2 protein-coding genes are annotated in these 4,142 nt (G+C 49.4%); both read left to right on the top strand.

Annotated elements, in window-relative coordinates; translation table 11 throughout:
• The coding region (locus ACYPWY_RS15620) for a hypothetical protein (protein ID WP_459686473.1) at positions 1 to 866 on the top strand (866 nt) is incomplete at its 5' end.
• A gap of 3 nt (positions 867 to 869) precedes the next feature.
• Positions 870 to 4,142, top strand: a 3,273-nt coding sequence (locus ACYPWY_RS15615) for a beta strand repeat-containing protein (protein WP_459686472.1), incomplete at its 3' end; no start/stop codon positions are given.

Below are 4,142 nucleotides of genomic sequence, written 5' to 3'. Positions count from 1 at the left end.
AAATACAGTTTACACAGCACCAGTCAGCGGGGGCTATTATCTGCGCGGTAGCCTACGCACCGGACGGCATTATTTTCCGCAACGATGAAGTAGCCAGCCTGAAAGCGCACTGCGACCTGTGGCGCGGCGCTACCATTGACACCACCAACGTAACCTATTGCTGGGGCATTAAGGATTCCGCCGTTTTTGCCAACACCACCCTGTCGGCTGCCGCTGCAACAGGTGCTACCACCGTAACCGTCACTTCCGTCGCCAATATGGAAGCCGGAGGCAAAATCGTTATCGGTACGCCCGCTTATACCATTTCGTCAGTAAACAGCAGTACGAAAGTGGTTACACTGACTTCCGCCCTGACCGCCGACGCCGCTTCGGGGACTGCGGTCAAATGTCCCGAATACAATTCCATGCTCGGCGCGGGCTGGTCCTGCCTGACTTCAAGCAACCAAAGGGGCGTAACGGCAGGATGGACAACCAACGAAATAACCATAACCGCCAACGCTATTCTTAACTTTGAAACTTTCAAGTGCGCCATAAAGGATACGGACACTTCCACCGGCAATGCTTCCGCCAACAAGGTGGTTTGCGATATTATTTCCTTTTCGGACATGTCCGACCCTGTCACGGTGGATATTGTCAGCCAAAAGGGTTTCGTTATTAAAAACGATGCCAACGATGTAGATGCCAAGGCTGTACTGTATCGTAACGGGGAAGAATTGGATGAGACAGGAACGGAATACACCTATACATGGAAACTGTGGAATGCGGCAGGTACAGCCGTTGCCAAAACCTATACCGGCAAATCCATTACCGTTGCCAAAGCCGATGTAACGGGCAAAGGCGTATTGATGTGCGAGATTTCAAAATAAACCATGGCAAAGGAACTGATCGCCTGTGGACAGGCAACCGTTTATACGCAGACGGATGCCTATACGATAAATCAATCGCTTTCCGAATATGTGTTTGCAGCAGCCAATACCGGAACGATTGTCAGTGCCGTAACTTTTACCTCCACCCTGAAAGTCACCCTTGGCGGTGTGAATGTTACGGATTTTACCATAGGAACGATTACCAAACCCACCGGATTTTCCACCGTCACGGTTAATAATACCAATAAAACCATTGCTTACAGCGTTGCGGCAAACACCACTAATTTGGCAGACACCGGAATCATTACGATACCGGTTGTAATCAAAGGCGAAACCTATTCCGTGTCTTTTGTCTGGTCGAAAGCCAAAACCGGCGCAACCGGACCGGCGGGCGTGGATGCCAACCTGTTGGATTGGGTATCGGACTGGGATACCGGCAAAACCCTGATTGGTGGAAATTCGGTCATTACGCCCAAAATTTTTGCAGGCGTTAAAAATGCCAACGGCACATTGACCGGCGTGGCATTGGGGCATTTTGCTTTAAGTGCGCTGAATGCTTCCGGACAGGTGGTAACTGAAACGATAGACGGCATCTATGGTTTCAAGGACGGAAATAGGACTTTTTTTGTCGATAATGGCGGCAATGCACAGCTTGGACGTGGAAACCAATACATTAAATACAATGCGACAACCGGCAAAGTGGAATTTGGCTCGGAAGTCGCCCTTGCATGGATAGGCTCCACTTATATTGATGCCACCGGAATATTTACCGGAACGCTTTCGGCAAATACGGTGGACGCAGTCAATCTCAATGCAACGCAAATAACTGCCGGAACAATTGCGGCTGCAAGAATAGATGTTGCCGCATTGAAAGCAAGCCTTATTACCGCCGCCAACATCGAAGCCTTGACCCTGGACGTAACCAAAGGAAAAATCGGCGGTTGGTCAATAGATGCCGATTCCATTTTCAGGGAAACGAAAAACAATACACCGGGAGCATACACTTCCGCATCAGGTGCAATAACTATCGGCTCAACCGGTATCCGGGGATTCAAATGGCGACTGGATGCCACCGGTGCAGGCGCTGTTGCCGGAGGAAATATTTCATGGGATGCCGCAGGAAATGTTACCTTCGGCAACTCGGTTGTATTGAACTGGTCAACTCCCATCAAGGAAATTGTAGCCGGTTTGGGAGGGGCGACATATCCCAAACTGACACAAATTACCAATGCCGGAATATACACAGGTACATTAAGCGCCTATCAGATAACAGCCGGAATTATCAATACTGACCTGTTAGCTGCCGGAAGCATCAAGGCGGAAAAACTGGAAGCGGCAAGTATCCGGGCGAATATCATCAACGCCGATTATATCAGCGGACTGACCTGCTCGTTTATACGCGGGAAAATCGGTGGATGGAATATCAAGACGGACAGCATTACAACAGACAACCTGGGCATTGTGGGAGCCATTCCTCTCCAAATCCGTTCTTCTTCCGCCGGTTCGGGATATTGGTATAACTGCGGATACAGACCTTACGGACTGACCATGACCTGGCACCAAAGCAATAATGCCGGACATTTCGTAATGGGTGAGATAGCAGCTTCGGGAAATACGGTCAAAACCGGATTTATCGGCATACAGATGATGGCATGGGACAATACGGAATATTTTTGCCTTTCGGCCAATTATACCCTCTCCGGCTCCAAGGAAGTTTATAACCGGATAGCAGGCTGGGCGTTTGACAATTCAAAAATCTGGAAAAACAATGTTTCTCTGACCTCTGACGGCTCCATTCAAAACGGAACGAAATGGCAATTAAACAACGATGGTTCGGGACGGGTAGCAAGCGGCAATATTACATGGGACGCTTCGGGCAATGTAAGTTTTGCTTCTTCCGTATCACTCAATTGGATGACTCCGGTTAACAGTATTACGACCGCATTGGGCGGATCTTCCTATCCCAAGCTGACACAAATTTCATCGACAGGTATCTATACAGGAACACTGACTGCCTCCCAGGTCAATGCCGTCGCCATTAACGCAGGCAGCATTACAACAGGAACGTTAAGCGCCGACCGGATAGCCGCCGGAAGCATTGCGGCTACCAAATTGGATGCTGCAAGTATTAAATCAAGCATTATCAATACGGATTATATCAACGGCCTGTCCTGTACTTTTACACAGGGAAAGATAGGCGGCTGGACTATCAATTCAGGCTCGCTGTCGAACACGCATATTGTGCTGGACAACGCCAACAGGCGTGTTGTCGTATATGGGGCTAATGCCGGACCGACATCCGGGCAAAGGTCACAATTATATTACAATTCAGACGGTGATTTCGGATTCCTTGCCACCAACGCTTCCGGTTCCGGCATCGCCTGTTTCGGAGCTGCCAACTACATTGCCGGCTGGACGGTTGATACGGACAGTATTTTCCGTGGAACGAAAGCCAATACGTCCGGCGCTTATACTTCCGGCTCCGGCGCTGTCACGATAGGTTCTAACGGTCTTCGCGGATATAAGTGGCGGTTGGATTCCACCGGCGCGGGAGCTGTGGCCGGAGGCAATATCAGTTGGGACACTTCGGGAAACGTAACCTTTGGATCTGCGGTATCCTTGAATTGGACGGGCGGTATAGATGCCGCCAAAGAATTGGCATGTGCCATGGCATTCGGCAGAATGCTTTACCGCGACCCTACTTTTTACAACGGAAACAATAGCATCAATATATATAATAATTTGGGAAACGGAACAGTCTCCATTACCCGAACCGGTGACTCCAATGCACCCAACGACAGTAAAATGGTATTGGTCATCCAAAACAGGGGAGAAGCAAGTCCGTACTGCGGGGGATTTAATTTCGGAACATCAACGGCATACCGGAAAGTGTTTATCACGCGGATTATTGCCAAAATTCCCACAGGAAGGAACTTGACCTTCCATACCAACAGCATCGGCACGGGAGGCGTTCAAAAATGGCTTACACCGACCGCAGGAACAGGCGAATGGTACGAATATATTTGTAAAGTTTCCTGCGGTACGGCGAGTTTTTCTTCAACCCATTTTTTTGCCATTACCGGAAATGCCGGTACCGAAGATGCTCCGTTGGAATGGCGCATCGCTTACGCAACCGTCTTTGATCTGAGGTCTTCCGAAAAATATACTACAACCATCGATGCCAACGGCATCTATACAGGCACATTGAGCGCCGGACAAATCAAAGTGGATACGGCGCTTGTTGTCGGCGGAAGCACCTATAACGGCAGTATCTCC

The organism is Viscerimonas tarda (assembly GCF_054601255.1).
The sequence above is the reverse complement of the archived record's forward strand: the minus strand, read 5'-3'. Positions and strand labels throughout refer to the sequence as shown.